The following is a 15,899-nucleotide window of genomic DNA, read 5'->3' as shown; positions in this document are numbered from 1 at the left end:
GGCGTTTCGCCCGCCGGACCAGCGGCATCCGTCGCCCCGGGCGCGGCAATGCGGACGTAATAGCCCGCGATACCCAATGACCGGCAGAGGTCCGGATCGCCCTCGAAGGTCCATTTCTCGATCTGCTCGTTCCAGCAATCGGCCGTCTCGCGCAGATGATCGGCCGCCTTGGTTTCGCCCTCGGCTTCCAGAATATCGGCAGCGGCCAGCAGGGCCGTGATTTCGACCGCGAGCGTGAACGGGCTGTATCCGCCGTCCTCTTCCCAGCGGTCTTCTCCGGTGGAGGGACCATTGGCGAGGATATAGCCGGCGGCGCTCTTGATCATTGGCATAAAGCGGCGGATTGTCTTGCCGTTCAGATGGCCCTGACGCCGCAACATGTCGGCAAGCAGGATCGGGAAGGCGCACTCGTCCATCTGGACGCCAGGCCAGTAGGGCTTGCCGTCGAGCCAGAAGTTCTGCGCCCAGCGGCCGGAGGGCTGCTGCAACTCGCGCAGATAATCGAGGATCGCCAGCGCCGCTTTCGCGTCGCCCGCGGCCAGAAAGCCGCCGGCCGTCTCGACCAGGTCGCGCGGCCACACGAGATGGTAGCCGCCAAGATCGTCATCGCCTTTCGAATAGCCCCAGGGGATCGACAGGCTGGCAACCGCGGCGCCGGGCCGGTCCGAGGCCCGGTGGGTCGCAAGCACCGCCGTCGAGACGCGATAGGCGTTGATCCCGTCTTCCGCCTTGCGATCGAGCGGGACCAGACCGTCCTGCCACTTCCGCCAGCCGGCTATGAATTTATCTAGAGCGTGGTCGAAGCCGTCCTTCAGGCTCCGCGTGGCGACGGCGGCGGCTTCGTGTTCAGTCTGGCCGAAACCGAGCGCCAGCACCACGGAACCATCGCCGCCGGAAAAATCGATCTCGCCGGCCAGCGCCACATTGCCGTCATCGGCGCGCTGGTACTGGTCGGCGAGCCGTCCATGCCGGGACAATTGCTGCCAGCCATCCGACGTCCCGACGAAACCGGCGGACATTGCGCGCCACGGCGCGCTTGATACCAGCGCCAGATAGCGGGAACGGCCGCTGGCAAACAGCGCCGGCGCGCCCTCGAACTCGCCGATCCAGGCGGAGTTCGATGCGCCGGCATTGACCAGATGCGGCGCCAGAAGCGCGGTCACCCGGTAATCGCGGGTCCTGCCCTTGAGCGCGCTGAACGAAATGCGCTGGAGAACGACCGCCCGCGCCGGATCGCTGATGATCTGCTTTCTGATCCGGTAGGCGCCATCAAGAGCGGTGTTGACGATCGAAAAGGCCGGAACGCCATCTTCGAGCGGCGTTGTTTCCTGCTCGCAATCGCGCTTTTCCTCGGAAAAATAGCCATCCGGGCCAGTTACGAGGAAACCGAAATCGCGGGTGCAGGCGCTGTCGACGCGGGGATAATATATCTCGTTGAGAATGCCGTGGCTCAGCGTAAACCAGACCGGCGAAGCCACCGAAAGCGCGGTGCCAACCCCGCTCTTGGCGCTCGACGTCCACCTGGAACCGATGCCCGGCGCGCCTGTGGCAAAATCGATCATGTCGCTCATCTCTGCTTCCTCCGTAAAATGTGACGCCGTCTGTCTTGCGGATCCAAACCCGGACCCGGTATTCAGAACCGATAGCAGGGTGGCGTTCCACGATCGCCCGCGACAGCGCCAGGCAGGATCCTCATGGGCAGCACGCTCCCTTTTCCCTGACCCTACGACAGCGTCGACTTTCCCGCCAGACAAACAGCATTTCTTGCAAAGATGTAAGGTTCGCACGAGTTTCAGGGACGTTGGGGCGCGTATCCCGAACGTCGGCGAAAAAGTGGAATCCGGTTTTTCGAAGATCCCGACACGCCGAAGCAAACAGCCCGATCATCAGGCGGTTCAGTTCAATCGCCTCTCGGATTGGCGTGCAGGGCCGATGGATGAGTCCAATGACGGAATGGTATTCAATCGCTTTCTTCGGCAGCCCCCGGGGCTCGGCAAGAGCCCCGGGGTTATCGTAAAAAATCACCGCGTCACGATTTCCGGACCCATCAGCCAGTAGGGCAGCGCCGTGGAAATCGAAGGGACATAGGTGACGAGGATCAGGAACACGAACAGCACCGCCACGAACGGCGCGGCTGCCCTCACCACCTTGACCAGACTCATGCCCGTTATCCCCGATGTGACGAACAGGTTGAGCCCGATCGGCGGGGTGATCATGCCAATCTCCATGTTCACCACCATGATGATGCCGAGGTGGATCGGATCGACCCCGAGTTCCATCGCAATCGGGAACACGACAGGTGCGACGATCAGGAGAAGGCCGGACGGTTCCATGAACTGACCGCCGATCAGAAGCAGCACATTGACCGCGATCAGGAAGGTGAACCAGTTGAAGCCGGCATCGATCATGACCGAGGTGATCGCTTGCGGAATGCGCTCCGCCGTCAGAACGTGGGCAAAGAGCAGCGCGTTGACGATGATGAACATCAGCATAATGGTGGTCTTGGCGGCGCCCACGGTCGTGTGGCGGGTGTCGGCATGCGACAGGCAGAACGGCGTCTTCAGGATATTGGCCTTCAGGTTGCGGTACCAGATCGGCACGCCGGCGACGAGATAGGACGGCACCTGGCTTGCCTTCGCATTTTCGCCGCGCCAAAGCGTATAGGCGATGACGACTCCGATGGAGAGGACGATACCGGCAATGACCCTTGATGTCAGGCTCGCCCAGACCGCCTCGACGCCATCGGTGGCGAAGAAGGCGAGGATCAGGAACACCAGCAGGAAGGAGACGCCATAGACCGAGGCCAGAAACCCGGTCTTCGACCGCCGGCTGTCGGTTTCCTCGACCCAGCGCATGCCCTTGAGCGGCCCCATGTCGCGATAGATGTAGATCGACACCAGGAAGGCATAGACGGCGGCAACGGCGGCCGCTTCCGTCGGCGTGAACACGCCGCCATAAATGCCGCCCAGAATGATGACGATCAGAAACAGGCCCCAGCCGGCATCCTTGCCGGCCTCGACGATTTCCAGAAACCCTTTCCACGGTTCGGCGGGCAGTTTCTTGATCCGCGCCATGACGTAAATGGCCGCCATCAGCATGAAGCCTGCAATCAGGCCCGGAATGATCCCGGCAAGGAACATGCGGCCGACCGACACATCGGTCGCCGCCGCATAAACCACCATGACGATGGATGGCGGGATGAGAATGCCGAGCGTGCCCGCATTGGCGATGATGCCGGCGGCAAACTCCTTGGAGTAGCCGACCTGCCGCATGCCCGCGATCGCGATCGTGCCGATGGCGACCACGGTTGCCGGCGACGAGCCGGAGAGTGCCGCAAACAGCATGCAGGACAGGACCGAGGCCATGGCCAGGCCGCCGCGGAAATGGCCGACGCTTGCAATCGCAAACCGCACCAGCCTGTGGGCGACACCGCCGGTCGACATGAAGGCGGAGGCGAGCACGAAGAAGGGGATGGCCAGAAGCGTATAGTTTTGCGAGGCCGTGAACAGCTGCAGCGCCACCGAGGACATGGAATCGCGCGAGAAAAACGCGATGAACAGAACCGATGACAGGCCGAGCGAAATGGCTACCGGTGCGCCGGCGAAGAGAAGGCCGAAGACCAGCAGAAACAGAATGGCGATTTCCATGGGTCTAATCCTTCAGCACGTCTTTGTTTTCAGCCACCAACTCTTCAGCCTCGTGACCGGCGATGACGAGTTCGCGTTGGCCGGTCCAGATCTGGATGAAGGCCTCGACCGAGCGGTAGGCAAGCAGCGCCAGCCCCACCGGCAGGATGATATAGGCAAGCCAGCGCTGGACCCGGTCCTGCACGCCGAACCATTCCTGGATGAAAAGCGGATAGCGCAGATCGTCGAGGCCGATCCCCGCCTTGAAGAAACGATGCCAGTAAAACACGGCGCCGCCCTTGGAATTGGCGCCGAAAATCTGCAGCCAGTCGGACGACAGCAGGATGACCGCGTAGAGAAGGCCGGTGAGCGCGCCAAACAGCGCGACCACGCGGAAGGCCCGGTGCGGCAGGGTGCGGATCAGGGCATCGACGCCCAGATGCAGGCCTGTCTTCAGGCCGTAGCTCATGCCGAACAGGATCATCCACGCAAACAGGATGCGCGTCAGCTCGAGTGCCCCGCCCCAGCCGCTGTTGAAGCCGTAGCGCATGACGACCTGCGCAAACGAGATCACGGTGATCGCGGCAAGCAGCGTCGCCAGCACGTTTTCCTCCAGCCGGGTGACAAAAGCCCGATGGCGGCGTTCGGCCAGGTAAAGCAGGACAAGGATCAAAATCAGAGCAAAGTAAGGCCAATAGGCGGCCATGGCAGGTCCCCTCTCAAGGCAGTCGGTGAACTGCGGGCAGCGCGGGCCTCCCCGCACTGCCCGCCTGTCCGCCCCGGGTGGCTTTCAGCCCATTCCCGACGGCGAACCGGCGCACCCGGAATTGTTCTAGTTGTTGGAGTCGACCGCCGCCTGGATCAGGTCGGCGCCGATGTCGCCTTCGAACTCGGCCCAGACGGGCTTCATCACATCGACCCAGGCCTGGCGCTGTTCAGGTGAGAGCACCCGCACCTCGCTGCCGGCGGCGATGATGTTGGCGCGGTTTTCCTCTTCCGTCGCCGCAACCGAAGCGTTGGCCTCCGCCGTGACTTCCTCGACGATCTTGAGGAAGCGGTCGCGGAAATCCGGATCGAGACCGTCGAGCCAGTCGGTCGAGGTCACCAGCAGATAGGCCAGAAGCTGGTGGTTGGTCTCGGTGATGCCGTCCTGAACCTCGAAGAACTTCTGGGTGTAGATGTTCGACCAGGTATTTTCCTGCCCATCGACAACGCCGGTCTGCAGCGCGCCGTAAACTTCCTTGAAGGCGAGCTTCTGGGCGGAGGCATCGAGCGCGTTGATCATGGCAACGGCCACATCCGAGGTCTGCACCCGGAATTTCAACCCGGCGGCATCGGTCGGCAGGATCAGCGGCTTGTTGGCCGAGAACTGCTTCAGGCCGGAAGACCAGTAGCCGAGACCCATATAGCCCTTGTCCTCCATCGCCGAGAGCATGCCCTTGCCGGCATCACTGGTGGTGAATTTTTCCACCGCATCGAGGCTCGAGAACAGGAACGGCAGGTCGTAGAGCCGATATTTCAGCGTGTAGGCTTCGAACTTGGCGAGCGACGGGGCCGCGAGCTGGACGTCGCCGAGAAGCAGCGCCTCTAGCACCTTGTCGTCGTCAAACAGCGTCGAGTTCGGGAACACCTCCATGCAGGCTTCGCCGTCGAGCTCGGTGTTGACGCGGTCGGCCAGCATGCGCGCGGCATCGCCCTTGGGGTGGCCCTGATCGGCGACCACATGGCTGAATTTGATCACCATCTCGTCGTCACTGCAGGCCGGATCGGCGGCGGAAACGGCGGAAGCCGCGGCAAAAAGCGCAGCAGCGGAGACGGCGGCAGTCAGAATTGTCTTCATGGTTTACGTCCTCCCGTTAAACCCAAATCGTGTCAGGTGGGGCTCTCGCCCCGGCAGGCCGCCATCGTATTGGTCGACGCGGCCAGCACTGGTTTCACGGCAGCGGCAATCTCAAGCGCCGGCTGGGTCTGATCCGAAAATCCTCCCGCGACGTTCCTCTCCGCCGCTGCCGATATTTTCAATTGCAAGCAGCGTGCCAGTTTTTGCCAAACGTCAATAGTGACTTTGAAACAGTGGCTTAACGATTTTCAAATATTCGGGAAAAGAGCATTGCGGCGTAAATGTGTCAGTGGCGACACATGGCCTTCCCTCTAAATGGGTAGGAAACGACACATTGCGAAACGCCTATTCTGCATCGTCGATATAATCGATCCTCAGGCGCTTCATCTTGTCATAAAGCCCTTTGCGGGAGATTTGCAGAGCCTCATAGGTGGGCTTCAGCGCGCCGTCATGGCGGGCGAGCTCGGCAGCGATCACCTGTCGCTCGAAAGCCTGCATCTGGTCGGCAAGCGGCACACCCGCCGCCGGTGTCATGGCGGCTTCGCCCGGTCCGTCATTATCGAACCCGCGCCAGAGGCCGAGCACGAAACGGTCGGCGTAGTTTCTGAGTTCGCGCACATTGCCGGGCCAGTCATGCGCCATCAGATCGGCCTGCAGCAGCGGCGAGATTTCCGGGATTTCGCGGCGAAACCGCGCCCGCGCGTCACGGGCCAGGAAAAAGAACAGCAGCGGGATATCGTCCCTGCGCTCCCTGAGCGACGGAATGTCGAGGGTGACGACGTTCAGCCTGTAGTAGAGATCGGCCCGGAAACGGCCGGCATCGCTTTCCAGCTTGAGATCCGATTTCGACGCCGCGACGATGCGGATGTCGAGCGCGATCTGCTTGTTGGAGCCGAGCCGCTCGACGGTTCGGGTTTCGATGGCGCGCAGGATCTTGGCCTGAAGGTCGAGCGGCATGGACTCGATCTCATCGAGAAACACCGTGCCGCCATCGGCATGTTCCAGCTTGCCGATGCGCTGCTTGCTCGCGCCGGTGAAGGCCCCCGCCTCGTGGCCGAACAGCTCCGCCTCGATCATATCGGCCGGCACCGCGGCGCAATTGATCGCAACGAAATTGCCCTTCGCCCTGCCCCCGGTATCGTGCAGCGCGCGGGCGACGACTTCCTTGCCGGCGCCGGTTTCGCCACGCACCAGCACGTCGACATCGGTGTCAGCGAGCATGGCGATCTGCTCGCGCAGCCTGACAATGCCTTCGGTGCGGCCGACCAGCCTGAGCGAAAGCGCATCATGGCCGTCCAGCTCCGAGCGCAGCGTCCGGTTTTCCAGGACAAGGCGCCGTTTTTCAAGCGCGCGATCGATGACGGTATAGAGGCGGGAGGCCTGGAACGGCTTTTCGATAAAGTCATAGGCGCCGGCGCGCATGGCATCGACCGCCATCTGCACATCGCCGTGCCCGGTGATCAGGATCACCGGAAAGGTCGGATCGATCGAAAGCGCCGCTTTGAGAAGCGCCATGCCATCCATCCCCGGCATGCGGATATCGGTGACGAGAACGGCATAGGCTTCGTGGGTGATGCGTTCCAGCGCGCTTGCTGCGCTGTCGTGAACCGCAACGTTGACGCCTTCGAGCTCAAGCCCTTGCGCCAGCGCGTGACGCAGATCGTCATCATCATCGACCAGATGAACGAGCGGTGTTGCCGTTTGCATTTCCATAACCTGCCGAAATCTCCCTACTCCGCTTGCGCCGCCTTCAGCCGCAATTCGAAGACCGCGCCGCCCTCGGCTGGCAGCAGTGTCGCGCTGCCGCCGAAATCCTGCATGATGTTATAAACGATAGATAGTCCCAGTCCGCTTCCCTGTCCGTCACGGGTGGTAAAGAACGGCTCGAACACTTCGCCTGCGAGTTCCGGCGCGATCCCCGGCCCGTTGTCGCGGACATGAAGACAGACCCTCTCGCCAACGCCTTTCAATTCGACAACGACCCGCCCGTCCGCGCGCCCCTCAAGCGCGTCGATCGCATTGCCGAAGAGGTTGACGAACACCTGCGACAGCCGGATGCGCCCGGCCTCGACCATTACGCCATCGAGCGCCGGATCGACGGTGATCGCGACGCCGGCCCGATCCGCCTTCGGCCGGATCAGGATCAGCGCCTCCTGCAGCGCCGCCTGCACCGAGACGGGCTGCAGCCTGGTAGCGGGCTTGCGCGAAAATGAAAGCAGGGTTCCCGACAGCTCGGAGATGCGGGCGACCATGGCGGCGATGCGGTCCAGATTGCCCTCGGCGATTTCCTGCCTACCAAGCGCCAGCGCCTTCTTCGTATTGGCGGCATAGGTTTCTATGGCGGCCAGCGGCTGGTTGATCTCGTGACTGAGTGCTGCCGCCATCTGGCCGACGCCGGCGAGCTTGGCGGCCTGGATCAATTCGTGTTGAACGCGTTTCAGCTCTCGTTCGGCCTCGATACGCTCCTCGATCTCGTGCGAGAGGCTGCGGTTTGCCAGACTGAGCTCCTTCGTCCGGTCGCGCACGGCCCGTTCGAGGCGCAACGCCTGCGCCCGCTCGCGCCGCCGGAGCAGGATACGATCCTCGATCCGGCCGATCATGAAAAATGCAATCACGCCGACAAGCAGGAAAATCAGCAGCGAAAAGCCGATGACTGTCGTTTGCGCGGCAACGATGCGGCTACGGTCGCCCAGAACATGCAATTGCCATCCCATCAGCGGCAGATCGCGCACCACATCGATATAGCCCGAGGCATTGCCTCTCGCCGCGCCGGACTTTGCCTCGATCTCCGAGACCGGCTTCAACAGCCAGTCCTCGCGGTTGGAGAGGAAAATAGTGCCGGTGTTGTCGGACACGAAAATCGGATTGGCCGAAAGGGCCCAGGTGCGCTCGACCGCGTCGAACCCGACATAGACGGCAACCACGCCCCGCAATTGCCCATCGCGGCGGACACCCGCGCCAAAGGCATAGACACGGTTCTTTCCCCTGATCAGGGCCGTGGTGCGGCCAAGCCGGTTTTCGCGCGCCGCCTTCAGAAGCTCAGCGCGGCCCGCCGGCTCATCGCCGAAGATATCGCGCGCCGCTGCAAGCAGCGCACCGTCGGCAGAAAAGAAGGCAACATCGCGCGCCCCGGACAGACCGGTTATTTCCTCTGCCAGCGCGCGCGCAATGGTTTGCCGATAGGCATCGGAGGCAAGGCTGGCAAACAGTCGCGCGACTTCATCCTGCCGCGCGAGAAGAGGCGGAATGAGCCGGTATTTTTCCAGCACCCCGTTCAGAACCTCGGACTGGACGGCCAGCGTTTCGGCGGCCTGGCGCTGAACGTAGTCGCTGGTGCGGCTGGTCGCCACGCTCCAGGCGGCAAAGGTGCCGGCAGAGGCCACGGCCAGCAGAACAAGACCTGCGCCCAGGCGCAGCCTGAAGAAGCGCCGTCTGATCGTTCTTCCCGCGAGCCAGTTGTCCATCCCATCCCCTTGGCGAGCGACGTCCTGCCGGATCAGACATCACACGCATCCAGCATAGCCGCAACGCGCTTCGGGAACCAACGGAATTGAACCCCCGCCGCTGCCTTCGGAGCTGCCCTGTTCCGGGTCAAGGGGCGGCAATCAAACCCGCTTTAAGCGCACCGAACGGTTCGGATGGCAGAGATCGCGACCCGATTGGTCACAAGATGGGCGGCCGCGAGCGCTGTTGCGTAGAAACGCCGTGAAAATGGCGAGCGTCGCAGCCGCCCCACCCCGGATGACAAATACCGCTCTAGCTGTGGACTTTCAAAAGGTTGTCCATTCGAACGGATACTCCAGCATGCCGAATCTATGCATCCTCTCGCTCGACCAGCTTTCCTTCCTCGGCCTTGTGGTGAAACTGGCTTGCGACCAGCCAGCCCTTGAGCGGCCTCAGCAGTGGGACGCAGGACAGGAAAACGATCGGCACCGAAACCAGAACATGAAACCACATCGAGGGCTGAAAGGTGACTTCAGCCCACACGGCGAAGAACACCGACGGCACGCAGCCGAAGCAGATCACGAAAAAGGCGGGACCGTCGGCAGGTTCGGCGAAATCATAGTCGAGCCCGCAGACCTCGCAACGGGGTGCAAGCTTGAGGAAGCTTGAAAACAGTTTTCCCTCGCCACAGCGCGGACATTTGCCGCGGATCCCGACGCGCCAGGGTTCGAGCCGAGGCCATTGGTCATTTGTTTCGGTCATCGTATTGTCTTTTGGTTGCGTCATGGGCTGATGTCCATTCTGTTTCAGGCAAGCTGACGGACGGTGTCGAGCGAGCCTGGCCCCTGCCCGGCCCCAACAAGCACATCATGCTGCCAGGCGTGCCGGCGCGACCAGATCGGAAATCCAGCCTGATGCGTAAATCAACGCGCCTCCTTGCCATGCAGGTCGGCCAGTTCTGTTCACTTTGATGTCAACCATCGACCTTCAAGTCGGGCGTCGAGGGATCAAAGGCGGGCTCGGCGGCGGCATCCTGTCGGTTGGCTGCCTTCTCTCTTTCCTGCTCTTTTTCTCCATCACGGTGCGACTTGATTGCGAAGAACATGGTCGCGCCCAGCACGCCAATCTTGAAAATGATGAGGACTATGGGAACCCAGTTCATCGTTTTGACCCTGTCACTTTGTGTTGTTTTACGCTGTCGATTGCGAGATTGTGCGGCCTCAGGCGCAGCACTGCCGGGAAAGCGCCCGCAATGCGTTCCAGCTCCGCGATTGTCCTGTATCGTCCCTCAAGTTTCAGCTCTGAGAGCAGGACCTGAAACGTGTCATCGTAATCCACCATGATGTGCCAACCTGCGCTGTGCGGCCATGCTCCAACCGAGTGTGGGATGCTCGCAGAGCCATACAATTTCCCGAAACATAGTTCGTGTATGCGCTTCTTGCAATCAATTTTCATCCATACACTTCCCGCCATGACATACAAATCGGTTACAAAAAGTCACTTTATATAGCATAAACATATTTTTACGGCGCTATCTGGCGGATTTTCATCATGCTCGCTTTACAAGTTTAGCCATACAATATATATCATTGTATGGCTTTTGGAGTTTAAGGCGATGTGGACACCGCGACTGATCGAAGGCGCCCGGATGAAATATCTCGGCATTGTCGAGGCGCTCGAGGCTGATATCCAGTCCGGCCGGGTCGTCCGGGGAGAGCGCCTGCCGGCACAGCGCGCCATCGCGGAAGCGCTTGACGTCGATCTGACGACCGTAACCCGTGCCTTCAACGAGGCGCGCCGGCGCGGCCTGGTGTCGGCGCAGGCCGGACGCGGCACGTTCATTTCCGAAATACCATACGGCGCAGCGGAGAACGCCACGCCCTTCATCGATCTCAGCATGAACATTCCGCCGCAACCAGCCGACGCGGCTTTCGGCCACATGATCCCCGACACGCTGAAGGAAATCCTGAACAGCCCGGCGGGAATGCTGCATCTTCATTATCAGGAAAGCACTGGCGCGGAGCCGGACAGGATTGCCGCCGCGCGCTGGCTTGGCGAGCGGATCGACGGTCTCGGCCCGGATCGTCTCGTTGTCAGCGCCGGCGCCCAGTGCGCCTTGTTCGCTATCTGCGACCTCCTGCTCGGGCGGGGCGACGTTGTCGCCGCAGGCGCCATGACCTATCCCGGCTTGAAGGCGGTCGCGATCCAGAAGGCGCTTTCAATCGCGCCGCTGGCCATGGACAGCGACGGGATACTGCCCGATGCCTTCGAAAAGGCATGCAGGGATCGCCCCGTGAAGCTGCTTTACGTTATTCCCAGCATCGACAATCCGACGACGGCAACGCTGCCGGAAGAGCGCCGGCGGGCGCTCGCCGAGATTGCGCGCCGCCATGACGTCGTGATCGTGGAAGACGACCCTTATGCCGCTCTGCTGCCCGATCCGGCGCCGACGCTTTCCGTGCTCGCCCCGGATATCACATGGCACATCGCCACCCTGTCGAAATGCGCCACGCCGGCGCTGCGCGTCGCCTATGTCGCGACCCCCTCCGACCATGCAGCCCGTCGTCTCGCCAGCGTCCTGCGCGCGACCATGCTGATGGCGCCGCCGCTGATGTCGGCGCTGGCAAGCCGCTGGATCGCAACCGGCGCGCTCAATGCAACCGCCCGGTCGATCCGTTCGGAGAACATGGCCCGCCAGAAGATCGCCGCGACGAACCTTGCAAGTCTGGACTTTTCCGCCGATCCGCACGGGCATCACCTCTGGCTTCGCCTGCCGTCGCATTGGCGTGCATCGGATTTGGCCGAACATGCGAACCGGGCAGGCGTTTCCATCGTGCCGGCGCTTGCCTTCGCGACCGTCGCGCACCCCCTCGAGGCAGTGCGGATTTCGCTCGGAGTGGCGCCCGACCGCGACGTGCTGGAGGAAGGACTTTCCCTGCTGTCCGGCCTCATCGCCCAGCCCCTGCCCGGCACCAGAGCCATCGTCTGATTTTTCCGGAGGAACGTTTTCATGTCCCAACCTTTTAAAGCAGCCGTGGTTCAGGCCGCACCGGTGTTGTTCGATACCCCCCGCACCATAGAGAAACTGGCCGACCTCGTACATGACGCGGCCCATCAGGGGGCGGAGCTCGTGGTGCTGCCGGAAGCCTTTGTCGGCGGCTATCCGAAGGGTCTGGATTTCGGCGCGCGCCTCGGCATGCGCAGCCCGGAAGGACGCGAGGATTTTCGCCGTTACTTTGCAAGCGCGATCGAGATGGCGGGACCAGAGGCAGAACGCCTCGACGCGGTCGCGCGCGATAATGGCGTACACCTCGTCACCGGCGTCATCGAGCGCGACGGCGGAACCCTGTTTTGCAGCACGCTGACCTATGGCCCCACGGGCGCACTGCTTTCCAAGCACCGAAAGCTGATGCCGACGGCGCTGGAGCGTCTTGTCTGGGGCTTCGGAGACGGATCGACCATCGGCGTCGCGGAAACGCCGCTCGGGCGCATCGGCAGCGTGATCTGCTGGGAAAACTACATGCCGCTTCTGCGCATGGCGATGTATGCCCAGGGCGTCGAACTCTACTGCGCGCCGACGGTCGATGACCGCGATACCTGGCTGCCGACGATGCGGACGATCGCCATCGAGGGCCGCTGCTTCGTTCTGTCGGCCTGCCAGTATTTCACCCGCGGCGATGCGCCGACGGATTACGCGCCCATTCAAGGCGATGACCCAGCCACCGTGCTGATCCGCGGCGGATCGTGCATCATCGACCCGCTCGGCAATATTCTGGTCGAACCGGATTTTTCGGGGGAGATGATCAGGATAGCGGAGATCGATCGGCGCGTCATCGCCCGCGGCAAATATGATCTGGATGTGGTTGGTCACTATGCCCGCCCGGATGTTTTCAAGCTGTCCGTCGATACCGGCAAGAAAGACGCCGTTAGCTTTGAAACGCCGCCGGTTGCCGGCTCTGAAGGAGACGACACATGTTCGGCCTGACCGCTCTCGAACTGGCGCGCATCCAGTTTGGATTCACTGTCCGTTTCACATCGTCTTCCCCGCCATCACCATTGGGATGACTTCGGAGAGGCCTGACGCCTCGCCGAGCGCGATCGCATGTCGACTTTCGAGGGAAGATACCCCGCGAGCTATCCGGCGCGTTCGTGAAGGGGCAACCATGTGGCAAGGATGGGAAACAGCCACAAAAGCAGCACCATAACGAGCATGATGCAGAAGAACGGTATCACGCCGCGCATGACCTCGGTCAGTTTTCCGTCCCAGATGCCTTGAATCACGAACAAATTGATGCCGAGCATCAGGAAAAGAACGACGATCGCCAGCATCAGCTGGGTCCGCAGGCAGCATCGTCGGCGCTGCGGAAATTGTCGGCCGCACGCCTCCGGCACTGACAAAAGCCGTCGACCGGCTGGAATCGGATTTGTACGTAAGTCTGCTAACGAGGACCGGTCGCGGCGTTTCGCCGACGCCAGCTGGCCTGTTCCTTCTCGAACAGACGCGCGGCTTGGCCGGCAGCCTGCCGCAATGCGGGAGCAAATTGCTCAGGGCATGTAGTCGAAAAAGAACGAACCCACCCTTCATTTAATTCTCTAATATTAGAATTGTTAATACAAGAATTTTCTGTATATCTTCTTTCCAAGATTATGTTTTAACCCTCCAGCGCGTCAGGAATTTTTGTGAATAAAAGCAAATCACGCACTGTTTTGCTGTCGTCCAGTGCTTTTCCGCTCGGCTTTCTGGCCGCCTTCGGCGTTGCCCTTCATGCCCATGCGCAAACACCGACGCCGTACACAACGCTGAATTTCGGGTCGAGCGGGACATTCCTCACCGGCATTCGCGGTAATACCATCGTCGGCAATTACGTGGTGCCCGGCACCACGGCCACGGGCGGTCTTCTTTACGATACGCGCTCCGGCACATGGTCGGCGATGCCGGTTGCGACGGCGAACAGCGTCAACTATCCGGGCGCGATCGGCTCCTCGCCCTATGGGCCGAGCTTCGGCAATCAGGGCGGCGTGTTGCGCACCGTGGGCAGTTACATCACCGAGGCCTCATCGCCCTACGACCTCAGCTATCTCTATGACGCGGCCGCCGCTCCGGGTGCCCAGCTCACCGAACTGGTCTATCCCGGCACATCTGACAACCCGACGCTCTACACGATCGCCCACAGCACGTTCGGCGATACCGTGGTGGGCAATTACGACACCCGGCTGGCGACCGGCAACGCCATGATCTACACGATCAGCACCGGCACCTATGTCACCAACAACAAGCCCGGCGCCGTCAGCACCACCGCCTATGGCGTCTATGGCGACATGATCGCCGGCGGTTACGCCGAGGTCGGGCTTGGCGGCGGCATCGGGTTCGAGCATGGCTATCTCTACAACACCGTCACCGACACCTGGGCGACCTATGATCATCCCGGCGCGATCGTCACGCATCTGGAAGGCATTACCAGCGCGGGCCGTTCCGGCGAGTACAACATGGTGGCAAACTGGGTCATGCCGGATGGCTCGCTGCATGCCGGCGTGCTGCATGTGAATGCCCTCGGCATCCCGAGCTGGTACGAACTCGACATCCCCGGCGCCGACGTAGTCTCTTCCAACTCGGCCTATGGCGACACCGTCGTCGGCATCTATCTGATGCCCGGGGACACGGCGCCCAACGGCTATGTCGCCACGGTTGCGGGGATCTACAATCCGCTCCGCAACACCGGCGCGCTCGCCTCCGGCGTTGACGGCGATGCCGCCCTGTCGGGCCGCAAGGGCGATGACATCATCAATGACGGCACCATCAGCATGACCGGCAATGGCGGCATCGGCATGCGCGGCGAGACATATGGCGTGCTCACCAATAACGGCACGATTGCCGCCTCCGGCATCGCCGGCGCGGCAGTCGAGCTGCACGGCGTCTATGGCACGTTCCTGAACTACGGCACGCTAAGCGCGCCAGCTGTCGCCGATGCCCTGCGCACCGGGCCCGACAGCTTCGGCACCGTTATCGTCAACGCCGGCGTCATCGACGGCCGCATCGCCGCGACGGCGGGGCCGGCAAAGCGGTTCGAAAACAGCGGCTGGATCGGCGTCAGCGGCAACGGGGTCCCGATTACCCATCTCCTCAGCGGCATCTATTCGCAGACCGAGGCCGGCACGCTGTCGCTGCGCGTCGGCGAAACCGGCAATGACAGGTTCGGCCTGACGGGTACCGCCCGGCTCGCCGGCACGCTCGAGGTTCCGTTCCAGACCTCGACGCTGGCCCCCAGCTATGACCTGTTCGCCGCCACCGACGAGATCACCGGCACCTTCACCACCCTGACCACGCCCGGCCTGCCGGGTTACGTGGCAACGGCGCTCGACTACGCCGATAATGTCGTCACGCTCGACCTGACCTCGCAGATGGCTTCGCAGACCGGCCTTACGGTCAACCAGTCCGCCGTCGGCGGCGTCGTGGACGCGGCCTTCAACAGCGGCCTCCTGGCGACTGACGGAAACGCCACGGCGGATGCGCTCAACAGCATCTACAGCCTGTCCGGCAGCCAGCTGGCACCGGCGCTCGGCAGCATCACCGGCGAAATCTATGCCAGCCAGCGTTCGGTTCTGCTCAACGATGGCCGGTTTACGCGTCAGGCGGTTCTGGATCGGCTGCGCCAGCTCAATTATGCAAATGCGGCAGGGCCACTGACATCGCTCGGCGGCGAGCAGGCCGACACCGGCAGCCTGGTGACCGGCTACGCCGCTGACACATCCGCGAGCACCCCCGGCTTTTATGACGGCGGCAGTTCAGGGTTTTCCGTGTGGGGAACGGGCTACGGCAGCTGGGGCAGTTTAGATGGTGACGGCAATGCCGCGAGCCTCGACACATCGCTTGGCGGGATCATGACCGGCATCGATGCCAGGCTCGACCCCAACAGCTATGCCGGCGTGGCTCTCGGCTACTCTCATTCCAGCAGCACGGTCGACGGCGTGAACAGCTCGGCAGACGCCAA

13 protein-coding genes are annotated in these 15,899 nt (G+C 62.2%); 4 read left to right on the top strand and 9 right to left on the bottom strand.

Translation table 11 applies throughout. The annotated features are described in order from the left end of the window. From B4E36_RS13925 to B4E36_RS13890, 8 genes are all read right to left on the bottom strand, one after another. Positions 1-1,571, bottom strand: a 1,571-nt coding sequence (locus B4E36_RS13925; RefSeq protein WP_345900478.1) for a glycoside hydrolase family 15 protein, incomplete at its 3' end; no start/stop codon positions are given. Between the two features lie 450 nt (positions 1,572-2,021). Beyond that, positions 2,022-3,647 carry a TRAP transporter large permease gene (locus B4E36_RS13920; protein ID WP_345900477.1) on the bottom strand — a complete coding sequence of 542 codons (1,626 nt, stop codon included), beginning with the start codon at positions 3,645-3,647 and terminating at the stop codon, positions 2,022-2,024. Positions 3,648-3,651: 4 nt separating this feature from the next. Then, on the bottom strand, positions 3,652-4,332 hold the full coding sequence (locus B4E36_RS13915) for a TRAP transporter small permease (protein ID WP_292059921.1): 681 nt from the start codon (positions 4,330-4,332) through the stop codon (positions 3,652-3,654). 126 nt (positions 4,333-4,458) lie between these two features. Continuing rightward, positions 4,459-5,466 carry a DctP family TRAP transporter solute-binding subunit gene (locus B4E36_RS13910; RefSeq protein ID WP_292059919.1) on the bottom strand — a complete coding sequence of 336 codons (1,008 nt, stop codon included), beginning with the start codon at positions 5,464-5,466 and terminating at the stop codon, positions 4,459-4,461. 345 nt (positions 5,467-5,811) lie between these two features. Next, positions 5,812-7,179, bottom strand: coding sequence for a sigma-54-dependent transcriptional regulator (locus tag B4E36_RS13905; protein ID WP_292059918.1), 1,368 nt, complete (start codon positions 7,177-7,179; stop codon positions 5,812-5,814). 17 nt (positions 7,180-7,196) lie between these two features. Further along, on the bottom strand, positions 7,197-8,930 hold the full coding sequence (locus B4E36_RS13900) for a sensor histidine kinase (protein ID WP_345900476.1): 1,734 nt from the start codon (positions 8,928-8,930) through the stop codon (positions 7,197-7,199). A gap of 349 nt (positions 8,931-9,279) precedes the next feature. Next, positions 9,280-9,672, bottom strand: coding sequence for a DUF983 domain-containing protein (locus B4E36_RS13895; RefSeq protein ID WP_292059915.1), 393 nt, complete (start codon positions 9,670-9,672; stop codon positions 9,280-9,282). Between the two features lie 211 nt (positions 9,673-9,883). Further along, entirely contained in the window at positions 9,884-10,072 is a 189-nt protein-coding gene (locus B4E36_RS13890; RefSeq protein ID WP_292059913.1) for a hypothetical protein, read from the bottom strand. A gap of 453 nt (positions 10,073-10,525) precedes the next feature. On the opposite strand from B4E36_RS13890, the gene B4E36_RS13885 reads away from it, so the two are divergent. Both B4E36_RS13885 and B4E36_RS13880 read left to right on the top strand, forming a co-directional pair. After that, a complete protein-coding gene (locus B4E36_RS13885; protein ID WP_292059911.1) occupies positions 10,526-11,899 on the top strand; it encodes a PLP-dependent aminotransferase family protein in 1,374 nt (457 codons plus the stop codon). Positions 11,900-11,920: 21 nt separating this feature from the next. Then, entirely contained in the window at positions 11,921-12,895 is a 975-nt protein-coding gene (locus tag B4E36_RS13880; RefSeq protein ID WP_292059909.1) for a carbon-nitrogen hydrolase family protein, read from the top strand. Positions 12,896-13,044: 149 nt separating this feature from the next. Here the strand turns inward: B4E36_RS13880 and B4E36_RS13875 are convergent, their stop codons facing one another. Next, the gene (locus B4E36_RS13875) at positions 13,045-13,239 is read right to left on the bottom strand and encodes a hypothetical protein (RefSeq protein ID WP_292059907.1); all 195 of its coding nucleotides are present in this window, start codon (positions 13,237-13,239) and stop codon (positions 13,045-13,047) included. A 20-nt stretch (positions 13,240-13,259) separates the two neighbouring features. Here B4E36_RS13875 and B4E36_RS24335 point away from each other — a divergent pair, with 20 nt between their 5' ends. Together B4E36_RS24335 and B4E36_RS13870 are read left to right on the top strand one after the other, a co-directional pair. Next, positions 13,260-13,499, top strand: a complete 240-nt coding sequence (locus B4E36_RS24335) for a LysR family transcriptional regulator (RefSeq protein WP_366927443.1) — start codon at positions 13,260-13,262, stop codon at positions 13,497-13,499. 91 nt (positions 13,500-13,590) lie between these two features. Then, positions 13,591-15,899: autotransporter outer membrane beta-barrel domain-containing protein (locus B4E36_RS13870; RefSeq protein ID WP_345900475.1), on the top strand; the 2,309-nt coding region annotated here is incomplete at its 3' end.

The organism is Martelella sp. UBA3392 (assembly GCF_002358775.1).
Taxonomy (GTDB): Bacteria; Pseudomonadota; Alphaproteobacteria; order Rhizobiales; family Rhizobiaceae; genus Martelella; species Martelella mediterranea.
Note: the sequence above shows the minus strand (reverse complement) of the source record. Positions and strands in the feature narration are given on the sequence as shown.